We start from the raw sequence: 14,095 nt of genomic DNA on the forward strand, positions 1-14,095 counted from the left end.
TTCAAATTTTTCTTTAGACATTTATCGTCCCTCAAATGTAATACAAATCGGTGGTGAATCACCACATTAACCAAGTATCATATTTAATATCAACATAATACTAACTTAAAATTAGCTCTGAATGATAACAGATAAAGTTACCGAGTGACAAGCTATAAAGCAGGCAAATTTGATATTTTTAGAAGTTTAGGAGATTAACAAGAATGGTGCTGATAGGCAGATTTGAACTGCCGACCTCACCCTTACCAAGGGTGCGCTCTACCAACTGAGCTATATCAGCAATTGGAGCGGGCAGCGGGAATCGAACCCGCATCATCAGCTTGGAAGGCTGAGGTAATAGCCATTATACGATGCCCGCATGTTCAAACTCGGCTACCTAAATGCTTCAATTAGCTATTGCTAATGTTAGATGATGGTGGTGGGGGAAGGATTCGAACCTTCGAAGTGTGACACGGCAGATTTACAGTCTGCTCCCTTTGGCCGCTCGGGAACCCCACCCCGAATCTTTATAAATTTGTCTACTTAGGAAAATGGTGCCGGCTGCCGGAATCGAACTGGCGACCTACTGATTACAAGTCAGTTGCTCTACCTACTGAGCTAAGCCGGCCTAAGTGCTGCGCATTATGAACTAGAACATTTAACCTTGCAAGCAAAAAAAACAAATTTTATTTTGTTTGCTTAAAAATAAATCAAAAACATAAAAAAACCCGAAATTTATGCTTATTTCGGGTTTTATTTAGTTCAAAATAAACTTATGTTATTTCTTTTTAACTACATTTTTTTAGTTGTCCCTACACCTTTAGCCGCTGTTTGTACCGCTACATCTTCGCTAATATCGCCTTTGTCTTGATATGCACGACCATAATAAGTATCAAGAAGGATCTGTTTTAGCTCAGCAATTAGAGGATAACGTGGATTTGCACCAGTACATTGGTCATCAAAGGCATCAACTGCAAGCTGATCGACTTGAGCCAAGAAAGTTTTTTCATCCACACCAAATTCTTTAATAGAAAATGGAATATCAAGATCTTTTCTAAGTTGATCTAACCAACCAATTAATTTCTCGACTTTCTTCTCATCATTATCCGTAGCTGCGGTTAGACCTAAATGATCAGCAATTTCGGCATAACGGCTAACTGCTTTAGGATAACCATATTGGCTAAACGTACCTTGTTTAGTTGGTTTGTCGGTTGCATTAAAACGGACAACATTACTAATTAACATCGCATTAGCAACACCATGAGGAATATGGAATGCTGCACCAATTTTATGAGCTATTGAGTGACAAACGCCAAGGAATGCTTGAGCAAAAGCAACACCTGCTAACGTTGCTGCACTATGCACTTTTTCTCGAGCAATAGGATTTTTAGCGCCTTCTCTATAACTTGCTGGTAAATAAGCTTTAAGTATGCTTAGCGCTTGTAGCGCTTGCCCATCAGAAAACTCACTTGCCATAACTGATACGTAAGCTTCTAAAGCATGCGTTACAGCATCATAGCCTCCAGCAGCACAAAGTGAGCGAGGCATATTCATCACTAAGTTTGCATCAACTATTGCCATATTAGGCGTAATAGCATAATCCGCTAATGGATATTTTTGACCTGTTGCATCATCAGTAACCACGGCAAATGGAGTTACTTCAGAGCCTGTACCTGATGTGGTTGTTACACAAATTAATTTTGCTTTTTGCCCCATATTTGGGAAGTGGCAAGCACGTTTACGAATATCCATAAAACGTAATGCTAGCTCTTCGAATTTAGTTTCAGGGTGCTCATATAAAACCCACATGATTTTTGCAGCATCCATTGGTGAACCACCACCTAACGCAATAATTGTATCTGGTTGGAATGCTTGCATTGAATCAGTACCCTTACGCACGACACTTAATGTTGGATCTGCTTCAACATCAAAGAAAGTTTCACAAATAACACCTTGTGCTTCTAATTGATCAGTGATTTGTTTTGAGTAACCGTTATTAAATAGGAATTTATCTGTTACTAAAAATACACGTTTTGCACCTTGCTCAACCACTTCACTTAAAGCTACTGGTAGTGAGCCACGTTTAAAATAGATAGAACTTGGTAGTTTGTGCCATAACATATTTTCTGCTCTCTTAGCGATTGTTTTCTTATTGATTAAGTGCTTCGGTCCAACATTTTCAGATACCGAGTTACCCCCCCAAGAGCCACATCCTAATGTTAAAGATGGCGCTAAATCAAAATTATATAAATCACCAATACCACCATGAGCCGCTGGTTGATTTATTAAAATACGGCAAGTTTTCATTTTACTACCAAAATAAGCAATACGTTCACGATTGCTATCTTGATCAGTATAAAGGACTGAAGTGTGCCCCATTCCACCCATTTCAACCAATTTTTCTGCTTTATCAACAGCTTCAGAGAAATCTTTAGCCTTGAACATAGCAAGCGTTGGAGAAAGTTTTTCGTGGGCAAACGGTTCAGATAAATCAACTTTACTTACTTCGCCAACAAGTACTTTCGAACCAGCTGGAACTTTAAGACCGGCCATTTCAGCAATTTTAGTTGCTGGCTGACCAACAATATTGGCATTTAAGGCGCCTTTGTCATTTAAAATAATACCTTGTACTGCTTTAGTTTCTTTAGCATTTAAGACATATGCACCATATTGAGTTAATAAGCGACGTACTTCATCATAGACAGAATCAACAACAACAATTGCTTGTTCTGATGCACAGATCATCCCGTTATCAAATGTCTTAGACATAAGTACTGAGGCAACAGCACGTTTCAAATCAGCTGTTTCATCTATAACAACTGGTGTATTACCTGCACCAACACCTAACGCAGGTTTACCTGAACTATAAGCGGCTTTTACCATGCCTGGTCCACCAGTTGCTAAAATAGCAGACACATCATCGTGATGCATTAATGCATTTGATAATTCGATAGATGGCTCGTCAATCCAACCAATAATATCTTTTGGTGCGCCAGCTTTAATTGCGGCATCTAATACAATTCGAGCAGCTTCAATAGTTGATTTTTTAGCTCGAGGATGTGGAGAGAAGACAATTGCATTGCGAGTTTTTAAGCTAATTAATGATTTAAAAATCGCAGTTGAAGTTGGGTTAGTTGTTGGAACAATTCCACAAATAATACCAAGTGGTTCTGCTATAGTAATAGTACCGAATGGTTCATTTTCAGCAACGACTCCACAAGTCTTATCGTGACGATATTTATTTAAAATATACTCAGCGGCAAAAAGGTTTTTTATGACCTTATCTTCGACAATTCCCATTCCTGACTCTGCAACAGCTTGTTGCGCAAGTGGAATACGTGCCGTAGCAGCGGCTGTCGCAGCTGCTACAAAGATTTTGTCGACTTGTTCTTGAGTATAAGTTGAATAAGTCTCCTGTGCCTTTTTGACTCGAGCCATTAACTCATTTAACTCATTCATGTTAGTTACTGCCATAGATTTCTCCTTGAAATTAAAAAATAAATCGGGATCGTTTGGCGTCTTCCTTGAAACTATTTAATGCTTAAGCATAATGACAAAACGAAATTGACGTTATCGTAAATCAGATTTTTACTTTATACAATAATATATTGAATAAAAAAAAGCATGTTACGAAAAGTGAAATAGAACATGATAAATAATAACAGAATGATGAGATAAATGGGATATAACAAAATAAACAGGGAAATAATGAAATTGTTTTTTGAAAAAGTGTTACAAAATATGAAATAAAAAATTGCCTAAAAAATTTTGCTCTAAAAATTAATTAGGCGTCATTAAATTCAAACAGTGTTGGTTGTTTTTCTTTTATCATTCGTTTATGAACTCGGTCGATTACTTTTCTGATACCTCGTTCTGTCATTTTATATTTTTGACTTAGTTCTGCGTAGTTATTGCCTTTAAATGCGTCATAGATTTGCAAGTCACGTTGGTTTAGTTTAAATCTGTAGTCGCGTGGAAATGTGATATTCTGACCGCCGAACAGTTCTGAAATTGTATTTGCAATACTATCGCCAAGATGAGCTGCAATATCTTCAGGTAGACCATAATCCATGGCTTCATTAGCCACAGATAATGATATATGCGTTAGCAGTTCGTGACGTTTAATAGATATTGCAGACTTAGTCATAATTTACGCTCCTGTTTTGTTCTTATACCAATCTAGTGCACCGGGTATATTTTTTTCTAATTTATTAAAATCGATACCGGCTCTATACATCTGTTCAAAATACTCTTCATTACTGCTACGAGCTGGTTTGTCTTCTTCTTTATGTTCAACATATGCAAATAAATGCTTAGTAGAATCATAAACTGACTTTAGATAATTATGATTTTTAAACGGTTTGTACTCACTAGTTAAACGCTTAGCGTGAATATTATTAACTGTTTCCCGTAGCGCGTGAGCTAGATGTCTACTTGGTTGAAAAAGTTGTAGTACCTCATTTATTAAATTTACTGCTCGTGAGTTACTTAAATTTGATTTTTGAGTACGAAATAAACCAATATAGGCAATCATCGGTTTAGCACAGCCATAGTTTAAATTACTTACTAATATAAGTAATTCTCTGCCAGAATCATCTTCGACTAATGCTTCTAAATTAATTTCGTTATGACAAATTGGGCAACGTGTTAATTTCATTTTTATTCCTTTTTACGCGTTCTAGCCAACTTTTTAGGCTTTCAATTACAACCATTGCTTGTTTTTGGGTAAGCCAATCCATCACTTCAACACCAGTAATACGTTTTACATATGAATTGATAGTTTTTTCTGAGCGGTTTTTTACTTCACCTACATCAGCTAGCTCTAGCCATAATGAGCGTATTTTTTTATGAACTGGTTCTGTAGCAGTTATCTTCCCTGTTTTTTTTGATGATTTAACTTTAAAACCTTTTGATTTCAGGTTATTTAGAATTTTTTCCAGTTCCCAAACAGTCATATCCTTGGTGCTAGTTTTTTTAGTTATATTCAGTAATAGATGACGATAGGTATCGTCATCCAGATTAAGTTGAGATTTTGCAATATGAATCAGCTTGATGTATTTAGATTTCATCTATTTAACCCCTATTAGTGATGAAGAATAACCTGAACTTGATACACCATGATTCAATTGAGCGGTTTTACCTTGTAAATAACCAATAAATTGTGAAGAGTCTGAACCATTACACTTTTTAGCATCTCTAACCTTAGCTGGTGATAAATCTTTTGTCTTTCTATATTCAGCTAATAGATTTAGTTCCTCATCAGTCATTGCAAAATCTTCAATTAATTGATAAACACCATTAACCCAGCCAACACAGAACGCATCAGCTCGGTTGATTTTAGTGATTTTTTTACAATTACCATTTTGTTGCGATAAGAATTCTTTTCGAGCTTTAACTAATTGAACACTTAAAACGTCAAAGGTATAAGCTGCTAATTGTGGTCGTTCCCTAAGTCCATAAAATGAAACCTTTCGTTTATTGTTTTCCCAAGTAAAGTAAGCTCGAACACCAAATGCGCTTGAAATGATACTTACTAATATTGAAAAATATCTTGGTGGTTTTTCTGCATTTGAAGGGGCATGTTTTGACACATGTTCCTCAATTTCAGATAATTCCACATCTTTATTACTAATATTATGTTTTACCATCAATTTGATGGCTTGATTCATTGCAATAGCAGCTTCGTTTGGATTTGTTGATTTTGCTAAAGCTAAAAGTTTTTTGATTTTTTCAATATACTTTTCATTATTATTTGTCATAAAAACACCTTAAAAAACTAACAAAACGCTGTTTCAATGTTTTAACTGATTTTAATTTTATATATTCAGCATAAAGTTCATCGTACAGCTTTCCATCAACATAGCCCTGACCAGTTACTTCACGCATAAATGAATGTTCATGACTGATTGAAATATAATGGTCGGGCATATAACGTTTTGGGCTAGAGAATTTAGCCATTTGCTAATTCCTCTAGCTCGTCGATGATGCGATCAGCTTCAAATTCAGATAAACCATACTCTTTACAGTGAACTATAAAATTAGCTGTCTGGCTTAATATAAATTGATGCAAAATATAAAAATCTTGTTTTTGCATAGTTAAATAACCTCCTGTTCAAAAGGTACTATCGCAAAATCCTCTACATCTTTTTTGATAGTGATGCCAGGAACATGTGCTACTACATTTGGTTCGTTTAAAATAGCTTCTTTATTAACTTCTTCTTTTGTACGAATAAATCGTTCCAATTTTAGCTTTTTCAGGGTTTCTATAACTGTTTCTAACCCCCGAATAACACACGATGGTGGACGATTGCGCCATTGCACTTCACCAGTAACTAAATTGGCTGATTTAACTTTGCCATTGTTGGTTAATTCATCACGGTTTGCTTCGCACCAAATTTGGATACCTTTTTGTATTTCTACTGACTTCTTTTTTAATACTTCAATACTTGATGAATAACTTGCAGTAATTTCAGCGATCTTATCGTTCATTTCGGTTTCTAATCGGATTAATTCACGCTGTATATCGCCTAAATATTTAATAGCCTCTGTTGCTTGATCTTTTGATTGCACAACATAGATTGATGCGGTAGCTTTAATACGTTTTTTAGTCTTTATCATTTCTATAGCTCCTATTCGATTAATGCAAACGACTAATATCGCGTTCTTTCCATATAACTCGGCAGCCATTTAATTCAAATTGCCCAAACCTGTAATAACCTTCATGTCGGTAATACATCGCTTTACCCACAGCTATAAACTTATTGCACTTTGGGTGATGCTCAATTTCAATAGTTGGCTTTGAAAGTGAATCATGATAAAAACCAATGACGGTAAATTCTTCATTAGATAATATAGTTACAGCATTATTAACCGCATTGATGCTATTATTGATGAGTTGGTTCTTTTTCATCAGATATCTCCTCGGTCTTTGATACACTCAACAATTACTTCACCTGTAACTTTTAGCGCACCAATGCGTGCAGCTAGATTTAATGCGTTAGAAACAAGGTTATTTACTGCTAATGGATAACATAATGAACGCACTTGCTTTTCACCTCGACGTGTTGTTGCAACACGTAACCGATTGATGATTTCATTAAATGCAGATAAATCAAATAACGTTGTATAGTCCATATCAACACGTGAAAATTTATGCTTGATATATTCTTCAACTTTAAAATCAAGTGGTTTTAAGTTCACAACTTCACAACGCTGAACCACTTCACGAACTTCAGGGTTGTATTCTGATAGTTTTGTTTGTAGCTCTGTTTGCCCAATCAAGATAATTGACAGTAATTTTTTAAAACCTTCTTGTAGCTCATAAAAGCGTTTTAAATGCTTAAGCGTATGAATTGATAAACCATGAGCTTCTTCAATAATCATTAAATGTTTACGACCTGATAACGCACTATTCTTGAGTAGTTCATGCATTTGCCTTGCTCGTGCTTCAGCACTGCGTTTTGGTTTTGCTTGTGGATCAATCGCATTGATGATTGCACCACTAATATCCATACTTTTTAGTGATTTACCTTTGACTTCGTTATCTTCTAAACCAAGTACATAAGGCTCGATAACTGTTATTGGTTCATGATTAATATTGATCCAATCAATTAAATCGTGGCGTAGTGTTGATTTACCGCTACCTGATTCACCAATAACTGCCAACATGCCCCCATGCTTTGCCGTTTGACGCATTGCTGCACGTACATAACGGATATCATCGGATAGATAAACGTCGGCATCTTCGGTCATTTCATCCGTAAATGGATCCCTAGGAATGCGGAAATGTGCCCGTGCATCTCGATTTATAGTTTGTTTTCGTAGTAACATATAGGCTGACTCCTTTGTTAAGTGTTTTTCATTTGAGTCAACTGGCACAGCGTCGTCCGCCAAGATTTCGGCTGTGTCAGTTTCTTCTTCAAAAATATTTAGTAAATAATCATTGCTTAAACCTAATTTTATTAATGCCTTTTCAATCTTCTGCTCTAGTTCTTCACGTTTAATAGAGCGTGGCCAAATATTGTGATTAACGAGCTGGCTAATTACTGCTTGGCTGATTGAATTGCCTTTGTATTCAATATGCTTGGCGAGTTGTGCCTGTTTGATATTGAATTGCGTCATTACGCTTTTTAATTTCAGCATTATTTAACACTCCTAAACCCTGTCGTACCGTCACCGACTGCAACAGGTGTTGTAAATGTACGAATTAGTGAATCTAACGAATCTTCAGGAACACCATCTTGATAACGAGCCGATAACCATTTATTTTCATCAGTTGTTAATCTGCGACCGATTGAACTGGTAATACGCATTAAAGCTGCGGTTAGCGTTAATGTTGTTGTAGCTGGCTTTAAATGTTCCGGTGTTTCAATTTCATTGCCTTTTTGTTCAAAGTAGGCAGGATGATTAATATCATCTAGATAACTGAGTGTATTGAGCTGACCGCCGAACGGTGCTACTTGTTTTTGCTTTGCTTTTTTGATTTCATCTTCGGTCATGTTTGGGTATGCTACTTGATCCATCGCTTTTGCTGCTTGTTCAATCTCGGTATTACCTTTCGATTTATATTCTTCGCCAATCACTGGTGCATCTAAACGTTGTCCAAACTTATCAAAATTGCGGTCTGGCTCAATACGGTAGATTAATGACTCGCCGTCATAACGAGGGACTTCAATTTGAATAGCACAATCACCGTAAACTAATGAACGCACACTGACTTTATCTTTAACAGCAATACCCTCTAAGCCTTTTAAACTATAGACTAATGATGATTCTGATTGTGGATGTTTGAAACTAATGGTTAAATCAGACTTAACTTGGCGCTCTTGCTCACGACTTGCCATTAATGCCTGACAAACTTCTATAGATGGCAATGTACGTAATTGTTCTGCCGTAATATGTTGCCAGAGCGCTTGGCGTGATACAGGTTCTGATAACCCAATACGACGCAAACGTGTATCTTGCCCAGGTAAACGATTAGCGTTATATGCCTCCGCCCAGTTCATTGCTGCATGATTTAACTCATCAATACAGTTAACTGGTTGAAATTTTAAACGGCTTTCAAACTGTGTTTCGATGATATTGTTGGCATTTTCTACACCGCCTTTAGCTCGTGCATTACCTGCTTCGTGTTCTAGATATTTAACTTCTAAATGGTCTAGCAAGTTCTTGATTGCTGATGATGTATTTGCTGAACCTTTATCCCAATACAATAGCTTTGGTACACCGTGAAATAACCGCCCATCTTGCTCACCCCAAGCAAACATTAAAAACTGGAATAATGAGTGTTGGTTTTCGCCAGCTGCTTCTACATACCACGGTATAATCATGCCCGATGCGCGATCATACAAAGTATAACGCCAGACTTTGTATTTAACTTTTGCGTAGTTTCCTAACTTATTTTTATAAAAATCACGGTCACGCATAATATGTTGTTTATCTTTCATGTAATAAATTAGGCATAGAGAAGGATCTACTTCGTGCACATGATTAGGATGTAATGCACGTAATGACTGAACAGGATTTGCCACTTGTTGTGCTTTTACATTCATTTTGCGGTTTCGTAATAACCTAGTAAAATGATTAGTACTTACACCAATTTCATAACCATTTTGTTTTGCAATACTTGTTGCTGTTGTTGTAAACATAGTTTGTTTACCATTATCACGCACCGACTCTTTACATATTGCTCCGACCACATTTAAAGCAATATCAGAAACACTTGTATCACCTTTATCAGCTCTGCATTTCCGATCACTTGACCAACCACAAAACTCTTTTAATTGTCGGTAAATAGTTTGTTTAGAAATACCTAAAAAGGCTTGAGCTTCACTCATAATAGCGCTTCTTGAACCAAAATCTGTGTTATCTAGCTTGATTGCTAATTCATTTAAATAGTTGCGAATATTAGGTGATACCATTTTTAAATTCCCTTGATATGAAATATCATTTATATAAATCTTGGATATTCTCATTTACTAAAGATTCTTGTCGCTGTTGAGCTTCTATAATATCGCTATCAAATTTGCTCCAAAGTTCACGATGTACATAGCGAGCTTGATCTAAAGTTAATACGGCTGAACCATTCAATGTTAATAATGCAATTTGCATTGATTCAGGCAATGAATATGGTTTTTCGGGATCGTAATCAGGGTCATTCTCCAGTATTTCGAGCATCAATTTATACATAATGTCTACATACTGCCTTTGTTCTTCAAATAGCTTATCCATGCGTGATTGTGTTTCTGCTATCTGTTTTTTAAACGGCTCTAAACGCTCATCTAGTGGTACGGTTTTCATTTCAAATTGAGCCAGTTTTATTGCTAATTCTTCCTTTTCTTTCGCTACATCAGCATTACGTTTGCTTAATGCTTTGTAGTCAGCTTGCAAATTACTATTTTCTTTTTTGAGTTGCTCTTTTTCTTTAGCATTTTTAGCAATAAATTCTTCTGCTAACTCAACTAAGGCTTCTTTATCGCCTGCTTTAGCAACTTCAATTAATGCCGTTTTTTGGTCCTCGGGCAGTTTACGATATTGGCGTAATTCACGGTAGCCGATGCCCATACGAGACATAGACTCAAGGGCTTCTTCGCCTAATATCCTTAGATTAGCAATATCATCATCAACTTTAACTCGTGACATTCCCAATAATTGACAAAATTCTTCCCATGTACCAGAAAAAAGTAAACCGTTTACGTTTTTGCGACCTTTTAAATTTTTATACAATTGATTTTCTTTAACATATGCTAATTTCGAAACGTAAACCGTTTTCGAAAATTGGCTGAATGAGTCAGCCATCTGAACTTGCCCCAAAAGCTGATTAACTAGATCCCGTTCTTCGTTATATTCACTTTGAATAGTAGTCACGGTATTCATTGCATCATTAATCCCTTGCTCATCAATTGCAGGTAGTTCAATTTCTTCTTTTGCTTTGTTTGCTTGTCTTGCCATTTTAGTTATCCTCTTGAACCAGCAGTAATACGCTGATTGATTTCTGTTATTTGGTCTTGCATTTTAGTGATGTGAATTGCATGCGCTTGGGCTATTTGCAACATTTGCACACTATGAGCAAACAAACCATTATCTAACTTAATTACTAGTCCTTCCTCGATTAGTGTTTGAAGTGAACGCGTTACATTAACAGGTGATTCATTAATCATCTTTGCGATATCGCCATTAGATAAACCCGTTAACGTATAACCTTTAAGCGCTTTTAGTACCTTAAGTATTCGAGTGCCAGATGTCGAAATTTGTGATTTGTTCATGTTTTTCGCCCTTTTTCTGTATATGAAAAACTGTTACAATCAGCATTAGTAAGCTTGTTTTAAGCCAAGTTTTACTGCTATATCGTGTGTTTTACCACGATGAGCACGGCTTAAACCATTTAAAACGTTATAAACAACAACGGGGTGGTAACCATTTTCAATCGCCCAAGATTTGATAGTTTTGCCTTTTTGTTGAAATTGTTGCTTAACTTGTTCGGGAGTGAGAACTTTAGACATTTTTAGCTCCTTTGATATAAGTTATTAATAAGTGATTTATAAATTATGTGTTAAATTATGGTATAAATATTTATACCTGTCAAGATAAAAAGTATGCAAAAAAATATCGGATTAAGACTAAAAGAAGAACGTGAACGTATGGGACTTAGCCAAGTTGCTATGGGAGAAATTGCTAATGTAAAGAAATTAACTCAACTTAATTATGAAAAAGGTGAGAGATTTCCTGATGCGTTATATTTATCTACATTAGCTAATTTTGGGTTAGATGTTCAATATGTTGTAACTGGTATTAGAACAACAAATAATTTATCTGTTGATGAGCAAGATTTAATTGACAAATTTAGAATAGCACCATTGGCAATTAAAGCGGCAGCCTTAGGTGCACTAACGGCAGGAACGGCTCAGCAGGCAGGGGTTAATATTTCGAATAATACAATTCGAGGTGAAGGTCAAATTGCTGGTGGAAATATTTATACAACTAGGAGGCGGAAAACAAAGTGACGGTTGGACTTCAGGATAATACGGCAGAACAAATAGCTGGTAGAGATATTTATAATATTACGTCAAGTAATGATGATGAGTTAGATACTCGCCCGTTGGTTCCCGCTCAACGAAAATCGCTTCATAGTTTAATTTCTGATATTGAAAACTATGGGGAGTTAACGGCACGAGAACTATGGCTTAAACTACACGCTACTCTTGGTGTTTGTAGTATTAATGAAATAACTGTTTCACAATTTCCTATTGCCGATAAATTTTTAACAGATGAATTTGAAGCAGCTAAAGAAAAAGCATCTTGCAAAATGCTTATCCATTTGATTCTTTGTGAAATTAATGACAAAGATGAATTAAAAAATAAGATGAATCATTACAGTAAGCGGCAATTTTGTACTTCAGATTTAAAACGGCTTAATAAAATGCAGTTACAAAATGTATTAAATTATGTTGAAGAACTTTCTAATTTAGAGAAATTAAATAATCAAAATTTATATAACCAAACAATAACTTTATTCAGAACTCAAATAAAACCCACGTTAGCAATATTTGCCGTGGGTTTTATTTTTGGGGCGATTATTTTTTAAGGATTAAAGATGAAAAAATTATGGTTATTTTGCATTTCAATTATATTTAGCATTTTTTTATTAGTTGGTTGCAATTCTCATCCTGAATATGAGGAAAAAATAAAAAACTATATGATGGGTAAACTGAAAGATCCAGATAGTGCGCAATATATATTTAAAGGCTATATGCAAGGAAAAATAGATGGTCATGATGTAACTGTTTATGTTGTATTTATTAATGCTAAAAATGGGTATGGTGCGTTTACTGGTTTTCAAGAATATGAGTTTGCAATCTACAAAAATCCATCTGAAATAAGTGGATTACTTTTATCCCAAGGTGGTGTTGAGGAAGTTAGCCATTTAACAAACACAGATAGATTTGAAGTTATTGAGAAAATGAAGATTATTGATGGTTAGTGAGCTAACTCAATATGAAAAAGACACCATGACTTGCCGTGAAATAGCACTAGAAAAAGCAAAAGTTCAAGGTTTTATAGAACATGTTGACAAAGAAAGTAAATTTGATGGTCGTTCCGTTCTATCCTTTTTAGGTGATTTTGGGGTTGGTAATGTTATTGAAAAAGGTGAAGCGCTGAAAAGTGCGAATAGGCGGTTGGCGCAATTAAAAGAAGTTGAAGAGAAGAATTGTAGCGAATAAAAAATATTTTTATGTAAGGAATTAAATAATGACAAATCAAACAGAATTTTCAATTGTTTATGGTGGTGACGCATACTCGGATAATCAAATTGATGCCAGAACATTAGGTAATGCACTTTCTTCACTAGCCACACTAATAGAGCATTCAGATAAATTATTAAATGGTGAAGGTGCATCCCCTAAACTTACAGTAAAAGCCCATAAAGAAGGCTCTTTTGAAGTTATCTGTGAAGCTATAGATATATCACGAAATACATTAGAAGCCTTAGGTTTAACAACAGGTACTGCAACAGCAATTGGATCCATTTGGGCTGCGCTTGATATAATTAAAGGTAAAAAGATAGCTGAAATTAACACAGATAAAAGATCTGGTATATCTAAATTAACAGTTGGTAATAAAGAACTTGAATGTACAGAAGATGTAAAAAAATTACTAACAAGCCAAGCTATAAGAAAAGAAATTGACCAGTTAGTCTATAAACCATTACAAACTGAGAAATCATCTTTATTTAAATTAAAATCAGATGATCAAGAAATACTTACAGAAGTGGAAAAAAACTCAGCAAAAAGCTTTAAAAAAAAGAATGTTCTCGTTCAAAAAGATATAGAAACAGAAGAAAAAGAAGTGAATGTACATTTCGCAAAAGTTAATTTTTCTTCAGTTAGAGGATGGAGCATTATTTTACCTTCAGGTGAACAAATTACAGTAGCGATGAATGATGAAAATTTTTTAGAACGTGTTAATACAAATCAAACTAGATTTTCCAAAGATGATTTATTTGTTGTATTATTACGAACAGAAACAGTAACAGAAGAAGATATAATAACAAAAACAACTTATTCTATTGATAGAGTTATTAGGCATCGTGCAGCTAAAGAGCGCAGAATAATTTAGG

Annotated in this window: 19 protein-coding genes and 4 tRNA genes; 5 read left to right on the top strand and 18 right to left on the bottom strand. The window is 35.3% G+C overall.

The annotated features are described in order from the left end of the window. Nucleotides 1–204 precede the first annotated feature (204 nt). The 18 genes from B9N71_RS10330 to B9N71_RS10410 form a co-directional block, all read right to left on the bottom strand. Nucleotides 205–280 (bottom strand) — tRNA-Thr (locus tag B9N71_RS10330). 3 nt (nucleotides 281–283) lie between these two features. Further along, nucleotides 284–358, bottom strand: a tRNA-Gly gene (locus tag B9N71_RS10335). Between the two features lie 55 nt (nucleotides 359–413). Further along, nucleotides 414–498 (bottom strand) — tRNA-Tyr (locus B9N71_RS10340). A 33-nt stretch (nucleotides 499–531) separates the two neighbouring features. Then, nucleotides 532–607 (bottom strand) — tRNA-Thr (locus B9N71_RS10345). A 164-nt stretch (nucleotides 608–771) separates the two neighbouring features. After that, the gene (gene adhE / locus B9N71_RS10350) at nucleotides 772–3,453 is read right to left on the bottom strand and encodes a bifunctional acetaldehyde-CoA/alcohol dehydrogenase (protein ID WP_085165874.1); all 2,682 of its coding nucleotides are present in this window, start codon (nucleotides 3,451–3,453) and stop codon (nucleotides 772–774) included. A 310-nt stretch (nucleotides 3,454–3,763) separates the two neighbouring features. Continuing rightward, nucleotides 3,764–4,126: a Mor transcription activator family protein gene (locus tag B9N71_RS10355; protein ID WP_065636011.1), complete on the bottom strand. Its 363-nt coding sequence runs from the start codon at nucleotides 4,124–4,126 to the stop codon at nucleotides 3,764–3,766. Nucleotides 4,127–4,129: 3 nt separating this feature from the next. Further along, nucleotides 4,130–4,636, bottom strand: coding sequence for an HI_1489 N-terminal domain-containing protein (locus B9N71_RS10360; protein ID WP_085165875.1), 507 nt, complete (start codon nucleotides 4,634–4,636; stop codon nucleotides 4,130–4,132). Continuing rightward, a complete protein-coding gene (locus B9N71_RS10365) occupies nucleotides 4,605–5,048 on the bottom strand; it encodes a gp16 family protein (RefSeq protein ID WP_085165876.1) in 444 nt (147 codons plus the stop codon). The genes B9N71_RS10360 and B9N71_RS10365 overlap by 32 nt, the downstream gene beginning before the upstream one ends. Then, entirely contained in the window at nucleotides 5,049–5,738 is a 690-nt protein-coding gene (locus B9N71_RS10370) for a DUF2786 domain-containing protein (protein ID WP_085165877.1), read from the bottom strand. Further along, on the bottom strand, nucleotides 5,728–5,937 hold the full coding sequence (locus B9N71_RS10375; protein WP_085165878.1) for a hypothetical protein: 210 nt from the start codon (nucleotides 5,935–5,937) through the stop codon (nucleotides 5,728–5,730). The genes B9N71_RS10370 and B9N71_RS10375 overlap by 11 nt, the downstream gene beginning before the upstream one ends. Beyond that, nucleotides 5,930–6,073 (bottom strand): hypothetical protein, encoded by a 144-nt coding sequence (locus B9N71_RS13075; RefSeq protein ID WP_167370098.1) that lies wholly within the window; start codon nucleotides 6,071–6,073, stop codon nucleotides 5,930–5,932. The genes B9N71_RS10375 and B9N71_RS13075 overlap by 8 nt, the downstream gene beginning before the upstream one ends. 2 nt (nucleotides 6,074–6,075) lie before the next feature. Further along, nucleotides 6,076–6,597 carry a host-nuclease inhibitor Gam family protein gene (locus tag B9N71_RS10380; RefSeq protein WP_085165879.1) on the bottom strand — a complete coding sequence of 174 codons (522 nt, stop codon included), beginning with the start codon at nucleotides 6,595–6,597 and terminating at the stop codon, nucleotides 6,076–6,078. 19 nt (nucleotides 6,598–6,616) lie between these two features. Further along, nucleotides 6,617–6,889, bottom strand: coding sequence for an HI_1482 family protein (locus B9N71_RS10385; protein WP_085165880.1), 273 nt, complete (start codon nucleotides 6,887–6,889; stop codon nucleotides 6,617–6,619). Beyond that, nucleotides 6,889–8,121, bottom strand: coding sequence for an ExeA family protein (locus B9N71_RS10390; RefSeq protein WP_085165881.1), 1,233 nt, complete (start codon nucleotides 8,119–8,121; stop codon nucleotides 6,889–6,891). The genes B9N71_RS10385 and B9N71_RS10390 overlap by 1 nt, the downstream gene beginning before the upstream one ends. After that, a complete protein-coding gene (locus tag B9N71_RS10395) occupies nucleotides 8,121–9,899 on the bottom strand; it encodes a DDE-type integrase/transposase/recombinase (protein ID WP_085165912.1) in 1,779 nt (592 codons plus the stop codon). The genes B9N71_RS10390 and B9N71_RS10395 overlap by 1 nt, the downstream gene beginning before the upstream one ends. 25 nt (nucleotides 9,900–9,924) lie before the next feature. Further along, nucleotides 9,925–10,929: a hypothetical protein gene (locus tag B9N71_RS10400; RefSeq protein WP_085165882.1), complete on the bottom strand. Its 1,005-nt coding sequence runs from the start codon at nucleotides 10,927–10,929 to the stop codon at nucleotides 9,925–9,927. A gap of 5 nt (nucleotides 10,930–10,934) precedes the next feature. Next, nucleotides 10,935–11,243: a helix-turn-helix domain-containing protein gene (locus tag B9N71_RS10405; protein ID WP_065574272.1), complete on the bottom strand. Its 309-nt coding sequence runs from the start codon at nucleotides 11,241–11,243 to the stop codon at nucleotides 10,935–10,937. Nucleotides 11,244–11,288: 45 nt separating this feature from the next. Beyond that, nucleotides 11,289–11,480 (bottom strand): DNA-binding protein, encoded by a 192-nt coding sequence (locus B9N71_RS10410; protein WP_065567015.1) that lies wholly within the window; start codon nucleotides 11,478–11,480, stop codon nucleotides 11,289–11,291. A gap of 93 nt (nucleotides 11,481–11,573) precedes the next feature. Between B9N71_RS10410 and B9N71_RS10415 the strand changes: the two genes are divergently transcribed. From B9N71_RS10415 to B9N71_RS10435, 5 genes are read left to right on the top strand one after another with little or no spacing between them, the layout of a single operon-like run. Beyond that, nucleotides 11,574–11,981 carry a helix-turn-helix domain-containing protein gene (locus B9N71_RS10415; protein ID WP_085165883.1) on the top strand — a complete coding sequence of 136 codons (408 nt, stop codon included), beginning with the start codon at nucleotides 11,574–11,576 and terminating at the stop codon, nucleotides 11,979–11,981. Beyond that, on the top strand, nucleotides 11,978–12,562 hold the full coding sequence (locus tag B9N71_RS10420; protein WP_085165884.1) for a hypothetical protein: 585 nt from the start codon (nucleotides 11,978–11,980) through the stop codon (nucleotides 12,560–12,562). Before B9N71_RS10415 ends, B9N71_RS10420 begins: the two co-directional genes overlap by 4 nt. Nucleotides 12,563–12,571: 9 nt before the next feature. Next, nucleotides 12,572–12,958 carry a hypothetical protein gene (locus B9N71_RS10425; RefSeq protein ID WP_085165885.1) on the top strand — a complete coding sequence of 129 codons (387 nt, stop codon included), beginning with the start codon at nucleotides 12,572–12,574 and terminating at the stop codon, nucleotides 12,956–12,958. Beyond that, nucleotides 12,951–13,199: a hypothetical protein gene (locus tag B9N71_RS10430; RefSeq protein WP_208610489.1), complete on the top strand. Its 249-nt coding sequence runs from the start codon at nucleotides 12,951–12,953 to the stop codon at nucleotides 13,197–13,199. The genes B9N71_RS10425 and B9N71_RS10430 overlap by 8 nt, the downstream gene beginning before the upstream one ends. Before the next feature lie 28 nt (nucleotides 13,200–13,227). Next, nucleotides 13,228–14,094, top strand: coding sequence for an LAPAL motif-containing putative phage structural protein (locus B9N71_RS10435; protein WP_085165886.1), 867 nt, complete (start codon nucleotides 13,228–13,230; stop codon nucleotides 14,092–14,094). Nucleotide 14,095: the final 1 nt, after the last annotated feature.

The sequence above is a fragment of the Gilliamella bombi genome, assembly GCF_900103255.1.
GTDB lineage: Bacteria > Pseudomonadota > Gammaproteobacteria > Enterobacterales > Orbaceae > Gilliamella > Gilliamella bombi.

Coding starts and splice junctions, on each gene's coding strand:
- adhE (WP_085165874.1), bottom strand. CDS start 3,453: ATGGCAGTAACTAACATGAATGAGTTAAATGAGTTAATGGCTCGAGTC.
- B9N71_RS10355 (WP_065636011.1), bottom strand. CDS start 4,126: ATGACTAAGTCTGCAATATCTATTAAACGTCACGAACTGCTAACGCAT.
- B9N71_RS10360 (WP_085165875.1), bottom strand. CDS start 4,636: ATGAAATTAACACGTTGCCCAATTTGTCATAACGAAATTAATTTAGAA.
- B9N71_RS10365 (WP_085165876.1), bottom strand. CDS start 5,048: ATGAAATCTAAATACATCAAGCTGATTCATATTGCAAAATCTCAACTT.
- B9N71_RS10370 (WP_085165877.1), bottom strand. CDS start 5,738: ATGACAAATAATAATGAAAAGTATATTGAAAAAATCAAAAAACTTTTA.
- B9N71_RS10375 (WP_085165878.1), bottom strand. CDS start 5,937: ATGGCTAAATTCTCTAGCCCAAAACGTTATATGCCCGACCATTATATT.
- B9N71_RS13075 (WP_167370098.1), bottom strand. CDS start 6,073: ATGCAAAAACAAGATTTTTATATTTTGCATCAATTTATATTAAGCCAG.
- B9N71_RS10380 (WP_085165879.1), bottom strand. CDS start 6,597: ATGATAAAGACTAAAAAACGTATTAAAGCTACCGCATCAATCTATGTT.
- B9N71_RS10385 (WP_085165880.1), bottom strand. CDS start 6,889: ATGAAAAAGAACCAACTCATCAATAATAGCATCAATGCGGTTAATAAT.
- B9N71_RS10390 (WP_085165881.1), bottom strand. CDS start 8,121: ATGCTGAAATTAAAAAGCGTAATGACGCAATTCAATATCAAACAGGCA.
- B9N71_RS10395 (WP_085165912.1), bottom strand. CDS start 9,899: ATGGTATCACCTAATATTCGCAACTATTTAAATGAATTAGCAATCAAG.
- B9N71_RS10400 (WP_085165882.1), bottom strand. CDS start 10,929: ATGGCAAGACAAGCAAACAAAGCAAAAGAAGAAATTGAACTACCTGCA.
- B9N71_RS10405 (WP_065574272.1), bottom strand. CDS start 11,243: ATGAACAAATCACAAATTTCGACATCTGGCACTCGAATACTTAAGGTA.
- B9N71_RS10410 (WP_065567015.1), bottom strand. CDS start 11,480: ATGTCTAAAGTTCTCACTCCCGAACAAGTTAAGCAACAATTTCAACAA.
- B9N71_RS10415 (WP_085165883.1), top strand. CDS start 11,574: ATGCAAAAAAATATCGGATTAAGACTAAAAGAAGAACGTGAACGTATG.
- B9N71_RS10425 (WP_085165885.1), top strand. CDS start 12,572: ATGAAAAAATTATGGTTATTTTGCATTTCAATTATATTTAGCATTTTT.
- B9N71_RS10430 (WP_208610489.1), top strand. CDS start 12,951: ATGGTTAGTGAGCTAACTCAATATGAAAAAGACACCATGACTTGCCGT.
- B9N71_RS10435 (WP_085165886.1), top strand. CDS start 13,228: ATGACAAATCAAACAGAATTTTCAATTGTTTATGGTGGTGACGCATAC.